The organism is Pseudomonas sp. SWRI77 (assembly GCF_014269105.1).
In the GTDB taxonomy this organism is placed as follows: Bacteria; Pseudomonadota; Gammaproteobacteria; order Pseudomonadales; family Pseudomonadaceae; genus Aquipseudomonas; species Aquipseudomonas capeferrum.
In genome coordinates this window covers 53,783-69,921 of sequence record NZ_JABWRV010000004.1, presented here as the reverse complement: position 1 = coordinate 69,921, position 16,139 = coordinate 53,783, and the positions used below count along the sequence as shown (strand labels likewise).

Below are 16,139 nucleotides of genomic sequence, written 5' to 3'. Positions count from 1 at the left end.
CACCGCGGCGTTAGCAGGAGCCTGTGGGAGAGGGCTTGCTCCGCGAAGCAAGCACCGCGAAGGATGGCGCGGGCTGCGCCCGTGTTCGCGGGGCAAGCCCGCTGCCACGGGGGTCATTATCAGTCCCGTAAATCCGACTCATGGATCGGGTTGGCCCGGCTGGTAGCCCGTTGATACTGCGCCGGCCAGGTGGCCTTGTTGCCCCCCAGGTCATCATCGGCATGCAGCGGCCAATAGGGGTCACGCAACAATTCGCGCGCCAGGAAGATGACATCGGCCTGCCCGGTGCGCAGGATATGCTCGGCCTGCGCCGGTTCGGTGATCATGCCCACCGTGCCAGTGGCAATCTCCGATTCCTTGCGCACACGCTCGGCAAAGCGGGTCTGGTAGCCAGGCCCCGTAGGGATCTCGGCGTTGACCGACGTGCCGCCGGAGGAAACATCGATCAGGTCCACCCCCAGCGCCCGCAGACGACGGGCCAGCTCTACGGTTTCGTCCGGGTTCCAGCCGTCTTCGACCCAGTCGGTCGCTGATACCCGCACGAACACGGGCAGCTCGGCAGGCCAGACGTCCCTCACCGCCTGGGTGACTTCGAGGGTCAGGCGGATACGGTTTTCAAAGCAACTGCCATAGTCGTCACGCCGCTGGTTGCTCAGCGGAGAGAGAAACTGATGCAGCAGGTAGCCGTGCGCCGCATGCACCTCGACCACCTTGAACCCCGCTGTCAGGGCGCGCCGGGCGGCGTCGGCGAACGCCTGCACGATGCCGGCGATCTCCCCTGGCGACAGCTCGTGAGGCACCGCATGTTCAGGGTCGAAGGCGATCTTCGACGGCCCGACCGGCTGCCAGCCGCCCTCTTCGACTTTTACGCTGCCATGCTTGCCCAACCAGGGCCGATGGGTGCTGGCCTTGCGCCCGGCGTGGGCCAGTTGCAGGCCTGGCACGGCGCCCTGGGCGGTGATGAAACGGGTGATGCGCTGCAGTGGGGCTATCTGCTCGTCATTCCACAGGCCGAGGTCTTCGGCGGTGATACGCCCGTCAGGGGTTACCGCTGTGGCTTCGGCAATGATCAGGCCGGCGCCACCGACGGCGCGGCTGCCCAGGTGGACAAGATGCCAGTCGTTGGCCAGGCCATCGACGGCGGAATACTGGCACATCGGCGAGACCGCGATGCGGTTGGGCAGCGTCAGCTGACGCAGGGTGTAAGGCTCGAGCAGCAAGCTCATGAGGGCACCTCCCAAGGACTCCAATGGTGATCCGGCCCGGGCACTCAATTACACGTCCGTGGCCCGGGTCCGGTCTATGTTCAGACTAGACCAGATTGGGTGGGGGGGAGGTTCCGTGGGATTTGCTGTGAGGTGACTGAGGCATGGCTTTGGAGGGCAAGCACCTTGCCGTCAACGCGGCTCCATGTGGGCAATCATCAGTTGCACACTTTCATTGCCACGAAACTCGTTCACATCCAGCTTGTACGCCAGCTCCACCCAGCGCACCGTCGGGTTCGGCCACACCTCGCGGTCGACGCCGAAGGCAATGCCATCGAGCCGCACCGAACCGCACTCGCTCTTGAGCACCACCTTCAGGTGCCGCTCACCCACTACGCGCTGCTCGACCAACTGGAACACACCATGGAACAGCGGCTCCGGGAAGTGCTGGCCCCAAGGCCCGGCATGGCGCAGGGCCTTGGCCAGGTCGAGGTGGAATTCCTCCACCGCCAGGCTGCCATCGGACAGCAATCGGCCAGTGAGGTCGTCTTCGCAAAGCTGGCGCCGTACTTCTTCGTCGAATGCCTCGGCAAAGGCCGGGAAGTTGCCCTCAGGCAGCGACAACCCCGCTGCCATGGCATGGCCGCCGAACTTGCTGATAAGCTGCGGATAACGCGCCGCCACCGCATCCAGCGCATCGCGGATATGAAAACCGGGCACCGAGCGCGCCGAACCCTTGAGCATGCCGTCGCCAGCATCGGCAAAGGCGATGGTCGGCCGGTGATAGCGCTCCTTCAGGCGCGAGGCGAGAATCCCGATCACGCCCTGGTGCCAGTCGGCGTCGAACAGGCACAGGCCATACGGCATGGACTCGACCGGCAAATCCTTCAGCTGGGCCAGCGCCTCACGCTGCATGCCTTGCTCGATGGACTTGCGGTCCTGGTTGAGATCGTCCAGCTGCTGGGCCATGTCCTGGGCCAAGGCCGCGTCTTCGCACAGCAGGCACTCGATGCCCAGGCTCATGTCGTCCAGGCGCCCGGCCGCGTTCAAACGCGGGCCAAGGATAAACCCCAGGTCAGTCGAAGTGATGCGCCGGTGGTCACGGCGGGCCACTTCCAGAATCGCCTTGAGCCCCGGCCGTGCGCGGCCGGCACGAATGCGCTCGAGGCCCTGGTGCACCAGAATGCGGTTGTTGGCGTCCAGCGGCACCACGTCGGCGACACTGCCCAGCGCCACCAGGTCGAGCAGCTCGCCGATGTTCGGCTGTGCTTGGTTCTGGTAGCGCCCCAGGCTGCGCAAGCGTGCGCGCAAGGCCATGAGCACATAGAAGATTACCCCGACCCCGGCCAACGACTTGCTCGGGAAGTCGCAGCCCGGCTGGTTCGGGTTGATGATCGCATCGGCGTCGGGCAACTGCTCGCCCGGCAAGTGGTGATCGGTGACCAGCACCTTGAGCCCCGCTGCCTTGGCTGCCGCCACGCCGTCGACACTGGAGATACCGTTGTCGACAGTGATCAGCAATTGCGGTTGGCGCTGCAGCGCGACCTCAACGATCTCCGGGGTCAGGCCATAGCCGAATTCGAAGCGGTTGGGCACCAGGTAGTCGACGTGGGCCGCGCCCAGCAAGCGCAGGCCCAGCACACCCACGGTACTGGCGGTGGCGCCGTCGGCATCGAAGTCGCCAACGATGAGGATGCGCTGGCGCTGGTCGAGCGCTTCGACCAGCAGGTCTACCCCCGCCTCGATGCCTTTGAGCTGCTGGTACGGCAGCAGCCGCGCCAGGCTCTTGTCCAGCTCGGCCTCGCTCTGCACGCCGCGGGCGGCATACAGGCGGGTCAGCAAGGGTGGCAGGTTACCCAGAAATGGCAGGGTCGACGGCAGGGGGCGAGGTTCGATACGCATAAGGGCTTCGGCTCAGCCGCGCTCGCCAAGCAGCCACTGCAGCTGCACTTCGTGCTGGCCACGGTCATCGGTGACGAACACTGTGCCTTCGCTGATCATTACGTCCCACTTGATGCTGCGCGGCATGTCGGTGGCCAGGGTCTCCAGCACCTCTTGCGGCACAGCGGCAATGTTCAGGTTCTTCAGGTTCTTGACCGCAGGTACCACTTTGCTCTCCCACACTCGCAGGCTACCGTAGGCCAGCAGGCTGGTGCGCTCGGTGCGGCGGGAACACCAGGTCAGGCGGTCCGCGTCCGGCTGGCCGACTTCGATCCAGTGCAAAACGCGATCGTCCAGGCTCTTTTCCCACAATGCCGGCTCATCGACATCCGACAGGCCGCGACCAAACGACAGCTGCTCGTTGTACCAAAGCGCATAAGCCAGCAGACGCACCGCCATACGCTCTTCGGTTTCCGACGGGTGACGAGCAATGGTCTGCTTGACGCTTTCGTACACGCTGCGATCGAGGTCGGTCAGATTCAGTTCGAATTTGTAGGTGGTGGACGGCTGGGCCATGGTCGACGGGCTTCTTGCGCAAAGAAAAGTGACACAGTCTAACCGATCCTGCCCTTCGTTGCGCCGCGGCAGTATCTGCGGCTTCGGAGCTATGATAAAACCACGGCTCTGCCCAGTTGCCACGGATGCCCCATGCTTACGCCCAGCAAACCCCTCGCCGGCCTTAAAGTCATCGAACTCGGGACCCTTATCGCTGGCCCGTTCGCCTCGCGTATCTGTGCCGAGTTCGGCGCCGAGGTGATCAAGGTCGAGTCCCCCGATGGCGGCGATCCGCTGCGCAAATGGCGCAAGATGTACGAAGGCACGTCGCTGTGGTGGTTCGTGCAGGCGCGCAACAAACAGTCGCTGACCCTCAACCTCAAGCACCCGGAAGGCCTCGATATCCTCAAACGCCTGTTGGCCGACGCCGACATCCTGATCGAAAACTTCCGCCCCGGCGTGCTGGAAAAACTCGGCCTGGGCTGGGACGTGCTGCACGCGCTCAACCCGCGCCTGGTCATGGTGCGCCTGTCCGGTTTCGGCCAGACCGGGCCGATGAAAGACCAGCCGGGCTTTGGCGCCGTGGGCGAGTCCATGGGCGGCCTGCGCTACATCACCGGCTTCGATGACCGCCCGCCGGTGCGCACGGGTATTTCCATCGGTGACTCGATTGCCGCCTTGTGGGGAGTGATCGGCGCGTTGATGGCCTTGCGTCACCAGGAAGTCAACGGCGGCCAGGGCCAGGTAGTGGACGTGGCGCTGTACGAGGCGATCTTCGCCATGATGGAAAGCATGGTCCCGGAATTCGACGTCTTTGGTTTCATCCGTGAGCGCACCGGCAATATCATGCCGGGCATCACCCCCTCCTCCATCCATACCAGTGCCGATGGCAAGCATGTGCAGATCGGCGCCAACGGCGATGCGATCTTCAAGCGCTTCATGCAGGCCATCGGCCGCGCCGACCTGGCCGATGACCCCACGCTGGCCACCAACGATGGCCGCGACCTGCGCCGGGACGAGCTGTACGGGGTAATCGACCGCTGGGCCAACAGCCAGCCGCTGGACCAGCTCATGCAGGTGCTCACCACCGCCGAAGTGCCAGCCAGCCGCATCTATTCGGCCGAAGACATGTTCAATGACCCGCAATACCTGGCACGGGAGATGTTTCTGCAGGCACGCCTGCCAGACGGCAAACCCTTCAAGATGCCAGGCATCGTGCCCAAGCTTTCGGAAACGCCCGGCTCCACCGAATGGGTCGGGCCGGCGCTGGGTGAACACACCGAAGCACTGCTCGCTGCCCTGGGCTACGACGCAGCCGCCATCGCCGGCCTGCGCGCAGCAGGCGCGGTCTGACCTCTGCTGCCGCCGATGCGAGTTGCCCGCTGGTTGCGCCCCCTGCTCCTGCTGTGCGGGCTACTGCCCGCACTGGCCATATTACCCGCCGCGGCCAAGGAGCGTATCTGGTGGCTGGTTCGAGACCTGCCGCCGTTCACCATTTTCGAAGGCCCGGAGAAAGGCCAGGGGGTGGTTGATCGCCTGCTGCCGCAGTTGATCGCGCAGATGCCCGAATACGATCACAGCATCGTCCGGGTCAACCGCGCGCGGGGTATCCAGATGCTTCAGGACGCCAGCAGCTTCACCTGCGACCCGACCCTGCTGTGGACGCAGGAACGTGCCGGATACGTGCATTTTTCCATGCCGTTACTGGGTGTAATGAGCGGCGGGCTGGTGGTCCGCAAGGAAGACGAGGCACTGCTTGCGCCGTTTCTCACAGGCCACGAAGTCGATTTGCAAGGGCTGTTGAACCAGACCTCGTTGAAGCTCGGTATCGTCGCCGAGCGCAGCTATGGCACGCAGATCGATGAGGTTTTGCGTCAGCTGCCAGACGCGTCGCTCAGCCGCCACTATGGCAACGATGCCACTGCCAACCAACTGCAGATGCAGCGACTGGGCCGCCTGCACATGGTGATGGGGTACTGGCCAGAGGTGCGTTACCTGATCCAGCAGCAAGGCGGGTTACTGGCGGATTACCACTTCCACCCTGTGCAAGGCGTGAACCCTTACCAGTTTCTGCATGTGGGTTGCTCGAACTCGCCACTGGGGCGCGAGGCCATTGCGCACATCGACCAGCTGCTGCCCACGCTGCGTCGGGACACGTTGCCGGGGCTGTATGCACGGTGGCTGGACCCGCAGTTGCAGGAAGACTACCTGGAGCAGAGCAAGCAGTTTTTCAAAGGCGAATAGGCCTTTGCCCATGCCGGCGTGAATCACGCAAAAAAAAGAAACCCCGGACGCTGGGGAGGACGCCCGGGGCCAATCGAAATTCCTTGGAGACTTCCCGGAACAGCCTGCCAACACCGGAGCAAAGCGCTGGCTGGCTGCCCTTACTGTGTCTGAAAGCCGGGTCAGGCAAAGGTTCCCTGAGGTTGCTGACGCTGTTGCAACGCAGCAATGACACAAGGCTGCAATCGCCCTTCGGCAATCTGCAGATCACGGTGCAGACCATCCACCACGTCAATCAGCAGGCGCTGCTCCTGCAACTGGCGCAGGCTTACCGTGCGCTGCAGGGTGATGCCTGCAAGGCTGTCAAACACGGTCAATTGACGATTGCCATTGGCATCGGCGATGCCCAGGTGGGTTTGATAAGGGGTCAGGGCTTCGTTGAGCAGTCTGCAGATTCTTTCCATCCGGATCACTCGCTGCGTGGTGGGCTATAGAGAAACTGACCAACAAGCGCAGCCTAAAGTTCGAGACGCCGGCGCTGTTTCAGTGAGCATGCGGTGCAGACGTGACAGTTTGAGTACGCCTGCCCAGACACTGAAGCGCACGCTGCAGGTGCGTCATGGACAGCGGCCAGGGCAGCTCGGCAACCACCCAAAGCCCCCGTCGCTTGGCCTCCAGGGCAAGATTGTGCTGGTCGGGTGCTGCCTGCCCCACGAACATCAAGGCGCGCAACGCAGGCATGCCGGCGAGGCGTTTCAATACGGCATGCCCTGCCTTTGTGGGCATCGCGTGGTCAAGTATCAGCAAGTCAGGGCAGCGGCCAGCGGACAGGCAGGCGCGCAGGTCGCCCGCGTCCTCGATGATGCGCACGTCGAATATGCCTTGGGCGTTGAAGGCCTGATGCAGAAGAATCTGGTGGGAAGGGCGTGCCTGGTGAATCAGCACGTAAGGCCTGGACATGAGCCGCTCCTGAAGGAAGGACCCACAAATCTAGGCAAGACGTCGAGCGGTTTAAATAGGAAAAGTCTGAAACAGCGCAAGGAGACAGCAGCAGAACGATGCTGCTGCGCGACCTATCGCCGGCTTGCCGGCGATAGGTTATGTGGCGGCCCTGGCGTTAAAGCGGCTTGCCGCGGTTACCGTGCTGGCTGACAAAGCCCTGAACGGCCTTCAGGTCATTGGCCAGCACCGTGCAGCGCTCTTCGCGGCTGAACAGGTCGACCAGGTGCGCAGGCAACTCCAGCGCCTTGCCCACACCGGCCTTCTCTACCGCTTCCGGGAACTTGACCGGGTGCGCAGTACCCAGCACCACCATTGGCGTGTCCAGGCTGCGGCGGCACTCACGGGTGGCCTTGACGCCGATCGCGGTATGCGGGTCGAGCACTTCACCGGTGCTGGCGAACACCTCGGCGATGGTCTCGCAGGTTTGCTCGTCACTGACGGCCAGCGAGTCGAACAGCTTGCGCGCCTCGGTCCAGCGGTCTTCGTCGACGCTGAAGCCGCCACCCTGCTTGAAGTTTGCCATCAGCTCGGCAATGGCAGCGCCATTGCGGCCATGCAGGTCGAACAGCAGGCGCTCGAAGTTGGACGACACCATGATGTCCATCGACGGCGACAAGGTCGCGTGCAGGGTTTCCTTGACGTACTGATTGCCGCTCATGAAGCGGTGCAGGATGTCGTTACGGTTGGTGGCCACCACCAGCTGGCTGATCGGCAGGCCCATGTTGCGCGCCAGGTAACCGGCGAAGATGTCGCCGAAGTTACCGGTAGGCACCGAGAACGCCACCGAGCGGGCTGGCCCGCCCAACTGCAGGGCTGCGTGGAAGTAGTAGACGATCTGGGCCATGATCCGCGCCCAGTTGATCGAGTTGACTGCCACCAGGCGGGTGCCCTTGAGGAACGACTGGTCGGCGAAGCTGGCCTTGACCATCTCCTGGCAGTCGTCGAAGTTGCCTTCGATGGCGATGTTGTGGATGTTGTCGCCGAAGATCGTGGTCATCTGCCGACGCTGTACTTCCGACACACGCTGGTGCGGGTGCAGGATGAAGATGTCGACGTTGTCGCAACGGCGGCAACCTTCGATGGCGGCAGAACCGGTATCACCGCTGGTGGCGCCAACGATCACCACACGCTCGCCGCGCTTGACCAGCACGTGGTCGAGCAGGCGGCCGAGCAACTGCAGGGCAAAGTCCTTGAAGGCCAGGGTCGGGCCGTGGAACAGCTCCATGACCCACTCGTTCGAATTCAACTGGCGCAGCGGCGCCACGGCCGCGTGAGCGAACGCGCCGTAGGTTTCTTCGAGGATCTTCTTGAAGTCGGCATCGGCGATGCTGCCGGCAACGAACGGGCGCATCACACGGAAGGCCAGTTCGTGGTAAGGCAGGCCAGCCCAGGAGGCGATCTCTTCCTGGGTGAAGCGTGGCAGGTTTTCAGGGACGTACAGGCCGCCGTCGCTGGCAAGGCCAGCCAGCAGCACATCTTCAAAGTTCAGGGCCGGTGCCTGGCCGCGGGTGCTGATATAGCGCATGGTGCAAACCTTCGAGACTGGGGCCGGGGCCGCTGGCGCGGCCCGTCGGCACTCTTCGTTAATTAAGCTGTTCGACGCGGATGCGCACGACCTTGCCAACCACATCCTGCAGGGCTTCCAGAGCGACGATGGCGTCGTTGATGCCTTGCTCGACCACGCGGTGGGTCAGCAGGATCATCGGCACCAGGCCATCCTGTTCTTCGGCTTCCTTCTGCATGATCGATTCGATGTTGATGCCACGCTCCGACAGGATGCTGGCCACCTGGGCCAAAACACCGGGGTGATCCTTGGCCTGGATGCGCAGGTAGTAGGCACTTTCGCAGGCCTCGATCGGCAGGATCGGGTGCGACGACAACGAATCGGGCTGGAAGGCCAGGTGCGGCACGCGGTTTTCCGGGTCGGAGGTCATGGCGCGGACCACGTCGACCAGGTCGGCCACCACCGACGAAGCGGTCGGCTCCATACCGGCACCGGCGCCGTAGTACAGGGTCGAGCCAGCGGCGTCGCCGTTGACCATGACTGCGTTCATGACGCCATTGACGTTGGCGATCAGGCGGTCGCTCGGGATCAGCGTCGGGTGCACGCGCAGCTCGATACCTTCGGCCGTGCGGCGTGCCACACCCAGGTGCTTGATGCGATAGCCCAGGGCCTCGGCGTAGTTCACGTCAGCGGTGGTCAGCTGGGTGATGCCCTCGGTGTAGGCCTTGTCGAACTGCAGCGGGATACCAAAGGCAATGGAGGCCAGGATGGTCAGCTTGTGCGCAGCATCGATGCCTTCGACGTCGAAGGTCGGGTCGGCTTCGGCATAGCCCAGGGCCTGGGCTTCAGCCAGTACGTCCGGGAAGGCACGGCCCTTCTCGCGCATTTCGGTGAGGATGAAGTTGCCAGTGCCGTTGATGATGCCGGCCAGCCAGTTGATATGGTTGGCCGACAAGCCTTCACGGATGGCCTTGATCACCGGGATGCCGCCGGCAACCGCCGCTTCGAAGGCGACGATCACGCCCTTCTCGCGGGCCTTGGCGAAGATTTCGTTGCCGTGCACGGCGATCAGCGCCTTGTTGGCGGTGACCACGTGCTTGCCGTTTTCGATGGCCTTGAGTACCAGGTCACGGGCGATGGTATAGCCACCGATCAGCTCGATGACAATGTCGATCTCCGGGTTGCTCGCAACGTCGAACACATCAGCGGTAATGGGGGTACCGGTAATCTGGCAGTTCGGGTTCGGCGAGCGCATGGCGATCTGGGCCACTTCAATACCGCGCCCGGCACGGCGGGCAATCTCCTCGGCGTTGCGCTGAAGTACATTGAAGGTTCCGCCACCGACGGTCCCCAACCCACAGATGCCTACTTTGACCGGTTTCACTGTGAACTCCCCATTGAACGGCCGGCACCTGCGCCGACCGTGAAACATGCCGTCACCCCATGACGACGGCGTACTGAATAGATTACTTGGCTGCTTGCTGCTGGCCGGCCAGGGCCAACTTGGCCACTTGCGGCGCCGGCTGGTAGCCCGGGATCACCTGGCCGCTTTCAAGGACGATCGCCGGCGTGCCGTTGACGCCGATCGACTGGCCCAGCTGGAACTGTTTGCTGACCGGGTTGGCGCACTTGGCCGCCTTGATTTCCTTGCCATCGACCATCTTGTCCAGCGCCGCGCGGCGGTCGCTGGAACACCAGACTGCCTGCAACTGCTCGTCACCCGGCGAACCGAGGCCCTGACGCGGGAAGGCGACATAGCGCACTTCGATACCGCGACGGTTCAGCTCCGGCACTTCGGCGTGCAGCTTGTGGCAATACGGGCAGGTGGTATCGGTGAACACGGTGATGTGCGACTTGGTCTCGCCTTTGGCAGGATAAACCACCATCTCGGCGGCTGGAATGCCATTGATGAGCTTGGCGACACCTTGACGCTCGGTCTTCTCGGTCAGGTTGACCGGCTTGCCGTCCTGGATCTGGTACAGGTAGCCCTGCATGACGAACTGGCCGTCAGCGCTGGCGTACAGCACACGGCCGCCCTGCAGCTTGACTTCATACAGGCCGTTGAGCGGGCTGCTGGCAACGCTTTCTACGGGCACTTCCAGTTCGAGGTTCTGCAACGACTTGCGGATGGCCTGCTCGGCACCGGCATTGCTGTCGGTTGCCGCGGCAACGGCAAAGGTACTGGCCAGCGCCAACGCGGCGGCGGCGAAAATCTGGGTCAAACGCATGGGAACTCCTGAAGGCGGACAGGGGCCGGAGGGCGTCACCTGCAAAAAAACACGGTGACCGTGCGGCCCTTGGTGCAAACCGCTCAAGCCTACCACATCACACCACCGTTGAAGGGGTCTGCGGATACCGGCCGGCGGAACATGAAAATCATTCATCCACGCGGGTGATGCTGGGCGTGCAGCTGCTGCAAACGGGCCTTGGCCACGTGGGTGTAGATCTGCGTGGTCGACAGGTCGCTGTGGCCCAGCAGCATCTGCACCACGCGCAGGTCGGCACCGTGGTTGAGCAGATGGGTCGCGAAGGCATGGCGCAAGGTGTGGGGTGACAACGCCTTGTCGATACCGGCAACCCGTGCGTGGTGCTTGATTCGGTGCCAGAAGGTCTGGCGGGTCATCTGCTCGCCGCGCAGGCTGGGGAACAGCACATCACTGGGGCGGCCGTTCAACAGCTCGCTGCGGCCATCGCGCAGGTAGCGCTCCAGCCACACCACTGCCTCTTCACCCATCGGTACCAGCCGCTCCTTGCTGCCCTTGCCCATGACCCGCAATACGCCTTGGCGCAGGTTGACCTGGTCGAGGGTCAGGCTGACCAGTTCGGTAACCCGCAGGCCGCAGGCATACAGGACTTCGAGCATGGCGCGGTCGCGCTGGCCGATGGCTTCGCCGAGGTCCGGCGCTTGCAGCAGTGCTTCGACGTCGGCTTCGGACAAGGATTTCGGCAAAGGCCGGCCCAACTGCGGCATCTCCACCTGCAAGGTGGGGTCGATCGCCACCAGCTTTTCGCGCAGCAGGTAGCGAAAGAAGCCACGCAGGCCAGAGAGAAAGCGTGCGGTGGAGCGCGGTTTGTAGCCTTGGTCGAGGCGCCAGGCCAAGTGATCGAGGATCAGCTCGCGACCGGCGTCGGGCAAGGCCACGGTGTGTTCCTGGAGCCAGCCGTTGAACAGCGCCAGGTCGCTGCGATAGGAGACCCGGGTGTTGTCCGACAGGCCTTTTTCCAGCCACAGGGCATCAAGAAACTGGTCAATAAGGGGGTGGTCTAGGGCGGGCATGAAAACTCGGTGGCAAACGACGAAATGACGCTTAGTCTTTCATAACAGCGCCAGCATAGGGAGCCCGCATGAACGAACAGCAGATCCTTCTCAGCATCGGTGGCATCGGCGCCGCCGCCCTGGCCTGCCAGTGGCTCGCCTGGCGCCTGAAACTGCCGGCCATCCTCTTTCTGCTGCTGACCGGCATCACTGTCGGCCCGCTGCTCGGCTGGCTCGACCCGCAGGCGTTGTTCGGCCCGTTGCTGATGCCGCTGGTGTCCCTGGCCGTGGCGCTGATCCTGTTCGAGGGCAGCCTCACCCTGCACGTGTCGCAGTGGCGCGATATCGGCAGCGTGGTGCACCGCCTGGTCACCGTTGGCGCGCTGTCGACCTGGCTGGTGATCGCGCTGGCGACCCACTGGCTGCTGGGGTTCGACTGGCCGCTGGCGATCCTGTTCGGCACCTTGACCCTGGTCACCGGGCCGACAGTGATCGTGCCCATGCTGCGGGTAGTGCGGCCAAAGGCGACAATCGCCAATATCCTGCGCTGGGAAGGCATCGTCATCGACCCGATTGGCGCGCTGCTGGCCGTGGTGGTGTACAGCTTCATCATTGCCAGTGCCGATGGCAATGGCCTGATCCAGAGCCTGGGTACCTTTGCCGGGGTGATCTTCTGCGGCACTGCACTGGGCGCTGCCGGCGGCTGGTTGCTGGGCCAGGTCATGCGCGAACAGTGGCTGCCGGAGTACCTGCACAACCTGGCGTCGCTGGCAGCGGTGCTGGGCATCTTCATCGCCGCCAACCAGATCGTGCACGAATCAGGGCTGCTGGCGGTGACGCTGATGGGCATGTGGCTGGCCAACATGCGCGGGGTGGATGTGCGGCAGATCCTGCACTTCAAGGAGAACCTCAGCGTGCTGCTGATCTCCGGCCTGTTCATCTTGCTGGCCGCGCGCCTCGACCTGCACGCCTTGCTCGGGCTGGGCCCGGCGGTGCTGGCGCTGCTGCTGGTGATCCAGTTGCTGGCACGGCCGCTGAACGTCTTCGTGTCGACGCTGGGCTCCTCGCTGAACTGGCGCGAGCGGGCCTTGCTGGCCTGGATCGCCCCGCGCGGCATCGTCGCCGCCGCGGTATCGGCGATCTTCGCGATCCGCCTGCACGAGGCCGGCCATCAGGATGCGCTGTTGCTGGTGCCCCTGACCTTCGCCGTGATCATCGGCACCGTGGTGCTGCAGAGCGCCACGGCAAGGCCGCTGGCGCGCCTGCTCAAGGTCGCCGAGCCCGCCCCCAGCGGCTTTCTCATCGTCGGCGCCAACGGGCCTGCGCGCACCCTCGGCAAAGCCCTGCAGCAATTGGGTTGCCGTGTACTGCTGACCGATTCGAGCTGGGAAAACATCCGCGCCGCGCGCATGGACGGCTTGCCGACCTACTTTGGCAACCCCGCCTCGCAGCATGCCGATGCACACCTGGACCTGGTCGGCCTCGGCCACCTGTTGGGGCTGTCGCCGGCCGGCGAGATCAACGCCTTGGCCTGCGCCCGCTTTCGCCATGATTTCGGCCACAGCCGCCTGTTCGTACTCGCCAGCGGCCTGGAGAAACAGCGCAGTGACAAGCACCGGGCCAGCGAGGAGCACCGCGGCCACCTGCTCGGTTCAAGCGCGATGACCTACCAGCAACTGGCGAATCACTTGCACCGCGGCGCCGAGCTGTACAGCACCCACCTGACCGAGGGCTTCGACTGGGAAAATTATCAGGCACTGCATGGCGACCGCGCGCACCTGCTGTTCGCCCGTGACACCAATGGTTGGGTGCATGTAGCGAGCCCGGACAACCCACTCACGCCGCAGTCGGGCTGGACCTTGGTCGCCCTGGTCGAGCCGCTGCCGGTCGCCGACGCTGCAACCACGCCAGGTTGAGCGTCAGGCCTGGGGCAGCACCGGCACCGGCCGCTTGTCTTCGTCGATGGCGACAAAGCTGAACACACCATGGATCGCCCGTTCGCGGCCATCCAGGTACATGTTCTCGACGAACACATCCACTTGCACCTGCAAGCTGGTGTTGCCCACCTTGATCACCGTGCCCACCAGCTCGACGATCGAACCCGCCGGGATCGGGTGCTTGAAGTCAATGCGGTCGGTCGAAACCGTCACCAATGGCAAGCGGCAGAAGCGTGTGGCGGCGATGAACGACACTTCGTCCATCCAGGCCAGCGCGGTGCCGCCAAACAGGGTGTTGTGATGGTTGGTAGTGTTGGGGAATACCGCCTTGGTCACGCGGGTTACCGAAAGCTCGGTGCGGCGCTGGATTTCCTGGTCTCGGGTAGTCATGTCTGGTCACATCGCTTTCTTAAGTTTCAAAACGCAAAAAAGCAGCCCGAAGGCTGCTTTTTTTCTCGCTAGGCGGCCATGGCCACCGGGCAAACTGTACTCAGGACAGTTTTTCCTTGATGCGAGCGGCTTTGCCGGACAGGTCGCGCAGGTAGTACAGCTTGGCTTTACGCACGTCACCACGACGTTTCACGGCCAGGCTGTCGATTTGCGGGCTGTAGGTCTGGAAGGTACGCTCAACACCAACGCCGCTCGAGATCTTGCGCACGGTGAAGGCGCTGTTCAGACCACGGTTACGCTTGGCGATAACAACGCCTTCGAACGCCTGCAGACGGGAACGCTCACCTTCCTTCACTTTAACCTGGACGACAATGGTGTCGCCTGGTGCGAAGGTCGGGATTTCCTTGCTCATCTGCTCTGCTTCGAGCTGCTGGATGATTTTGTTAGTCATGCTGTGCTCCTAAGGTGGACAAACGTGATCCACCATCGATACGTTAACTATCGTTCCGCTCGCGGAGGTATTCCTCGAGCAGCTTTTTCTCTTCTCCAGAAAGTGAGCGACTTTCCAGAAGATCGGCGCGTCGTTCGAAGGTCCTACCAAGGGACTGCTTCATCCGCCATCGCCGGATATGTGCATGGTTGCCACTTAGCAACACGTCGGGTACACGCTGATCCGCATACACCTCAGGTCGGGTGTAGTGCGGGCAATCCAGCAAGCCATCGGTGAAGGAATCTTCCTCCGCCGAGCCTACATGCCCTAAAGCTCCGGGCAGCAGCCGCGTAACCGCATCGATCAGTACCATGGCCGGTAGCTCACCACCGGAAAGCACATAGTCACCAATCGACCACTCTTCATCGACATGAGCATCAATAAAACGCTCGTCAATGCCTTCATAACGGCCGGCGATCAGGATCAGAGATTCCTGTTCGGCCAAGCCTTTGACCGCTTGCTGATCCAGCTTGCGGCCTTGTGGCGAAAGGTAGATCACCTTTGCCGCTGCTCCGGTCGCTTGCCTGGCACTGGCCAGTGCATCTTCCAGAGGCTTGATCTTCATCACCATCCCCGGACCACCGCCAAAAGGCCGATCATCCACCGTGTGGTGGCGATCACTGGTGTAGTCCCGCGGATTCCAGCAAGTGACTTGCAACAAGCCCTGCTTCACCGCGCGGCTGGTAATGCCGTACTCCGTAATGGCCGAGAACATCTCGGGGAACAACGTGATGACTTCTACGCGAAGGTTACCCATCAGTTAGAAATCCGCGTCCCATTCGACCCGCATCACACCGGCTTCAAGGTCGACTGCCAGCACACATTGCGCCGTATAGGGCAACAAGCGCTCACGGTCATCCAGGCTGCCTGCGCAAGGCTTGACCACCACTACATCGTTCGCGCCGGTCTCCAACAGGTGATCAACCGTGCCGAACAGCTGTTCGTCCTGGTTGATGACTTTCAGACCGACCAACTGGTACCAGTAGTACTCGTCGTCCGTCAGGTTGGGCAAAAGGCTGCGCGAGATGCAAATCTCGTAACCGCTCAGAAGACGCGCTTCGTCACGATCGTCGAGCCCTTTGAGCTTGGCGACCAGCTCCTTTTTATTGGAACGGCCACTGACCAGCTCTACCTGCTTGACCGACCCTTCGCGCCGAAGCGTCCAGTTACGGTAATCCAACAGGTTTTCAATCGGATCGGTAAAGGAATACACCTTCACCTCGCCGCGAACGCCGTGAACCGAAAAAATCTTGCCAACGACGATGAGGTCGTCAGCCTTTTCTGGCGTCGCGTTCATACAGTTCAGGCAGCAGCCTTGGCAGCTTCCTTCAGCAGCTGAGCAACACGCTCAGACGGCTGTGCGCCGATGCTCAGCCAGTGAGCAACGCGGTCTTGTTTAACGGACAGACGAACTTCCTGACCACGAGCGATCGGGTTGAAGAAGCCAACCTGTTCGATGTGGGAGCCGTCACGCGGGTTACGCGAGTCGGTTACGGTCAGTTGGTAAAACGGGCGCTTTTTGGAGCCGCCACGGGCAAGACGAATGGTAAGCATTGAACATCGTTCCTGTAGTCGGTGCTGCAAATCATGATGCACAGCGGGCACACGGGTGCCCGAAAGGCCGCACATTCTCAAGGAATATCCGGACATTTGCAAATGCCTTTTTACTTCAAACAAAAAGGCCAGCCTGCTGATC

General features: G+C 62.7%; 17 protein-coding genes. 3 read left to right on the top strand and 14 right to left on the bottom strand.

Annotation, left to right across the window (positions count from 1 at the left end):
* Window positions 1-119: 119 nt before the first annotated feature.
* The 3 genes from HU766_RS05590 to HU766_RS05580 form a co-directional block, all read right to left on the bottom strand.
* A complete protein-coding gene (locus tag HU766_RS05590; RefSeq protein WP_186654358.1) occupies window positions 120-1,226 on the bottom strand; it encodes an NADH:flavin oxidoreductase/NADH oxidase in 1,107 nt (368 codons plus the stop codon).
* 171 nt (window positions 1,227-1,397) lie between these two features.
* A complete protein-coding gene (recJ, locus tag HU766_RS05585) occupies window positions 1,398-3,107 on the bottom strand; it encodes a single-stranded-DNA-specific exonuclease RecJ (RefSeq protein ID WP_186654355.1) in 1,710 nt (569 codons plus the stop codon).
* Between the two features lie 12 nt (window positions 3,108-3,119).
* Window positions 3,120-3,662, bottom strand: a complete 543-nt coding sequence (locus HU766_RS05580; RefSeq protein WP_186654353.1) for a YaeQ family protein — start codon at window positions 3,660-3,662, stop codon at window positions 3,120-3,122.
* A gap of 132 nt (window positions 3,663-3,794) precedes the next feature.
* Between HU766_RS05580 and HU766_RS05575 the strand changes: the two genes are divergently transcribed.
* Window positions 3,795-4,994: a CaiB/BaiF CoA-transferase family protein gene (locus tag HU766_RS05575; RefSeq protein ID WP_186654350.1), complete on the top strand. Its 1,200-nt coding sequence runs from the start codon at window positions 3,795-3,797 to the stop codon at window positions 4,992-4,994.
* A gap of 15 nt (window positions 4,995-5,009) precedes the next feature.
* A complete protein-coding gene (locus tag HU766_RS05570; RefSeq protein WP_186654348.1) occupies window positions 5,010-5,885 on the top strand; it encodes a TIGR02285 family protein in 876 nt (291 codons plus the stop codon).
* A 161-nt stretch (window positions 5,886-6,046) separates the two neighbouring features.
* On the opposite strand, the gene HU766_RS05565 is transcribed toward HU766_RS05570, so the two are convergent.
* The 6 genes from HU766_RS05565 to xerD all read right to left on the bottom strand — a co-directional run bounded on the left by HU766_RS05565 (window position 6,047) and on the right by xerD (window position 11,647).
* A complete protein-coding gene (locus HU766_RS05565) occupies window positions 6,047-6,328 on the bottom strand; it encodes a DUF3509 domain-containing protein (RefSeq protein WP_033700949.1) in 282 nt (93 codons plus the stop codon).
* A 79-nt stretch (window positions 6,329-6,407) separates the two neighbouring features.
* Entirely contained in the window at window positions 6,408-6,824 is a 417-nt protein-coding gene (locus HU766_RS05560; protein WP_186654347.1) for a histidine kinase, read from the bottom strand.
* Between the two features lie 157 nt (window positions 6,825-6,981).
* On the bottom strand, window positions 6,982-8,391 hold the full coding sequence (gene thrC / locus HU766_RS05555; protein WP_186654343.1) for a threonine synthase: 1,410 nt from the start codon (window positions 8,389-8,391) through the stop codon (window positions 6,982-6,984).
* Window positions 8,392-8,449: 58 nt separating this feature from the next.
* The gene (locus tag HU766_RS05550; RefSeq protein ID WP_033700953.1) at window positions 8,450-9,754 is read right to left on the bottom strand and encodes a homoserine dehydrogenase; all 1,305 of its coding nucleotides are present in this window, start codon (window positions 9,752-9,754) and stop codon (window positions 8,450-8,452) included.
* A gap of 82 nt (window positions 9,755-9,836) precedes the next feature.
* Complete coding sequence (locus tag HU766_RS05545; protein WP_033700954.1) at window positions 9,837-10,598, bottom strand: thioredoxin fold domain-containing protein; 762 nt, start codon at window positions 10,596-10,598, stop codon at window positions 9,837-9,839.
* A gap of 152 nt (window positions 10,599-10,750) precedes the next feature.
* Window positions 10,751-11,647 (bottom strand): site-specific tyrosine recombinase XerD, encoded by an 897-nt coding sequence (xerD, locus tag HU766_RS05540; protein WP_186654342.1) that lies wholly within the window; start codon window positions 11,645-11,647, stop codon window positions 10,751-10,753.
* A gap of 68 nt (window positions 11,648-11,715) precedes the next feature.
* On the opposite strand from xerD, the gene HU766_RS05535 reads away from it, so the two are divergent.
* The gene (locus HU766_RS05535) at window positions 11,716-13,542 is read left to right on the top strand and encodes a sodium:proton antiporter (protein WP_186654339.1); all 1,827 of its coding nucleotides are present in this window, start codon (window positions 11,716-11,718) and stop codon (window positions 13,540-13,542) included.
* A gap of 3 nt (window positions 13,543-13,545) precedes the next feature.
* Here HU766_RS05535 and HU766_RS05530 read toward each other — a convergent pair whose 3' ends face one another.
* The 5 genes from HU766_RS05530 to rpsP form a co-directional block, all read right to left on the bottom strand.
* On the bottom strand, window positions 13,546-13,953 hold the full coding sequence (locus HU766_RS05530; protein WP_009683444.1) for an acyl-CoA thioesterase: 408 nt from the start codon (window positions 13,951-13,953) through the stop codon (window positions 13,546-13,548).
* Window positions 13,954-14,053: 100 nt separating this feature from the next.
* Window positions 14,054-14,404 carry a 50S ribosomal protein L19 gene (gene rplS, locus HU766_RS05525; RefSeq protein WP_008094487.1) on the bottom strand — a complete coding sequence of 117 codons (351 nt, stop codon included), beginning with the start codon at window positions 14,402-14,404 and terminating at the stop codon, window positions 14,054-14,056.
* A 43-nt stretch (window positions 14,405-14,447) separates the two neighbouring features.
* Window positions 14,448-15,200, bottom strand: a complete 753-nt coding sequence (trmD, locus tag HU766_RS05520; RefSeq protein WP_033700958.1) for a tRNA (guanosine(37)-N1)-methyltransferase TrmD — start codon at window positions 15,198-15,200, stop codon at window positions 14,448-14,450.
* A 3-nt stretch (window positions 15,201-15,203) separates the two neighbouring features.
* A complete protein-coding gene (gene rimM / locus HU766_RS05515) occupies window positions 15,204-15,740 on the bottom strand; it encodes a ribosome maturation factor RimM (RefSeq protein WP_033700959.1) in 537 nt (178 codons plus the stop codon).
* Between the two features lie 5 nt (window positions 15,741-15,745).
* Complete coding sequence (rpsP, locus tag HU766_RS05510) at window positions 15,746-15,997, bottom strand: 30S ribosomal protein S16 (protein ID WP_016501232.1); 252 nt, start codon at window positions 15,995-15,997, stop codon at window positions 15,746-15,748.
* Window positions 15,998-16,139 lie beyond the last annotated feature (142 nt).